We start from the raw sequence: 2,254 nt of genomic DNA on the forward strand, positions 1-2,254 counted from the left end.
TTAACCAGAACATTCATTATTACGCAGCCTGCCAGTGCAGTAAGCGGGACCCAGTTCGTAAAAACCGTAGTATGTAACGGCGCTTCCAATGGAGCAATCAATTTAACACCAACTGGAGGAACAGCACCTTACACCTTTAACTGGGGTGGCGGAATCACAACCGAAGACAGAACAGGGTTAGCAGCTGGAACGTACACCGTAACCATCACGGATGCAAACGGATGTACAGGAACAGTTAACGCAACAGTAACGCAGCCTGCCAGCGCAGTAAGCGGAACTACAGTAGTAACCAACGTGGCATGTAACGGCGCTTCCAATGGAGCAATTAATTTAACACCAACTGGTGGAACAGCACCTTACACCTTCAACTGGGGTGGTGGAATCACAACCGAAGACAGAACAGGGTTAGCAGCTGGAACGTACACCGTAACCATCACTGATGCAAACGGATGTACAGGAACAGTTAACGCAACAGTAACGCAGCCTGCCAGTGCAGTAAGCGGTACAACGGTAGTAACCAATGTAGCATGTAACGGCGCTTCCAATGGAGCAATCAATTTAACACCAACTGGCGGAACAGCACCTTACACCTTTAACTGGGGTGGCGGAATCACAACCGAAGACAGAACAGGGTTAGCAGCTGGAACGTACACCGTAACCATCACGGATGCAAACGGATGTACAGGAACAGTTAACGCAACAGTAACGCAGCCTGCCAGTGCAGTAAGCGGTACAACGGTAGTAACGAATGTAGCATGTAACGGCGCTTCCAATGGTGCGATCAATTTAACACCAGCAGGAGGAACAGCACCTTACACCTTTAACTGGGGTGGCGGAATCACAACCGAAGACAGAACAGGGTTAGCAGCTGGAACGTACACCGTAACCATCACGGATGCAAACGGATGTACCGCAACAGTAAGCAGAACGGTAACACAGCCTACGGCTCTAAGTGCGACTACTTCCCAAACGAATATCGCATGTAATGGCGGATCTACAGGAGTAGCAACTGTTAACGTTTCAGGAGGAACAGCACCTTACACGTATTCATGGTCTCCATCAGGAGGAACTGCAGCAACGGCTACAGGACTATCCGCCGGAACCTATACTGTGACTGTTACAGATGCCAATGCATGTACATTAACCAGAACATTCACTATTACGCAGCCTGCCAGCGCAGTAAGCGGCACAACGGTAGTAACGAATGTAGCATGTAACGGCGCTTCCAATGGTGCGATCAATTTAACACCAGCAGGAGGAACAGCACCTTACACCTTTAACTGGGGTGGCGGAATCACAACCGAAGACAGAACAGGGTTAGCAGCTGGAACGTACACCGTAACCATCACGGATGCAAACGGATGTACCGCAACAGTTAACGCCACAGTAACGCAGCCTACGGCTCTAAGTGCGACTACTTCCCAGACGAATATCGCATGTAATGGCGGATCTACAGGAGTAGCAACTGTTAACGTTTCAGGAGGAACAGCACCTTACACGTATTCATGGTCTCCATCAGGAGGAACTGCAGCAACGGCTACAGGACTATCCGCCGGAACCTATACTGTGACTGTTACAGATGCCAATGCATGTACATTAACCAGAACATTCATTATTACGCAGCCTGCCAGTGCAGTAAGCGGGACAACGGTAGTAACCAACGTAGTATGTAACGGCGCTTCCAATGGAGCAATCAATTTAACACCAGCAGGAGGAACAGCACCTTACACCTTTAACTGGGGTGGCGGAATCACAACCGAAGACAGAACAGGGTTAGCAGCTGGAACGTACACCGTAACCATCACGGATGCAAACGGATGTACAGGAACAGTTAACGCAACAGTAACGCAGCCTGCCAGCGCAGTAAGCGGTACATCGGTAGTTACCAAGGTTTCATTGAACGGTGCTTCCATGGGATCAATCACATTAACACAACCTCGCGGAACAGCACCTTACACCTTTAACTGGGGTGGCGGAATCACAACCGAAGACAGAACAGGGTTAGCAGCTGCAACGTAAACCGTAACATGCACTGTTGAATACGTATGTACCGCAACAGTTAACGCCACAGTAACGCAGCCTACGGCTCTAAGTGCGACTACTTCCCAGACGAATATCGCATGTAATGGCGGATCTACAGGAGTAGCAACTGTTAACGTTTCAGGCGGAACAGCACCTTATACATATTCATGGTCTCCATCAGGAGGAACTGCAGCAACGGCTACAGGACTATCTGCCGGAACCTATACATGTA

The 2,254-nt window shown here is 49.4% G+C and carries 1 protein-coding gene and 1 pseudogene; both read left to right on the top strand.

Annotated features, from left to right (window positions below; translation table 11 throughout):
- The coding region (locus tag SOP96_RS19905) for a beta strand repeat-containing protein (RefSeq protein ID WP_411912001.1) at positions 1-2,019 on the top strand (2,019 nt) is incomplete at its 5' end.
- 90 nt (positions 2,020-2,109) lie between these two features.
- A pseudogene (locus tag SOP96_RS20045) lies at positions 2,110-2,254 on the top strand (SprB repeat-containing protein); the annotation flags it as partial.

Source organism: Chryseobacterium salviniae, from assembly GCF_035819015.1.
GTDB lineage: Bacteria > Bacteroidota > Bacteroidia > Flavobacteriales > Weeksellaceae > Chryseobacterium > Chryseobacterium salviniae.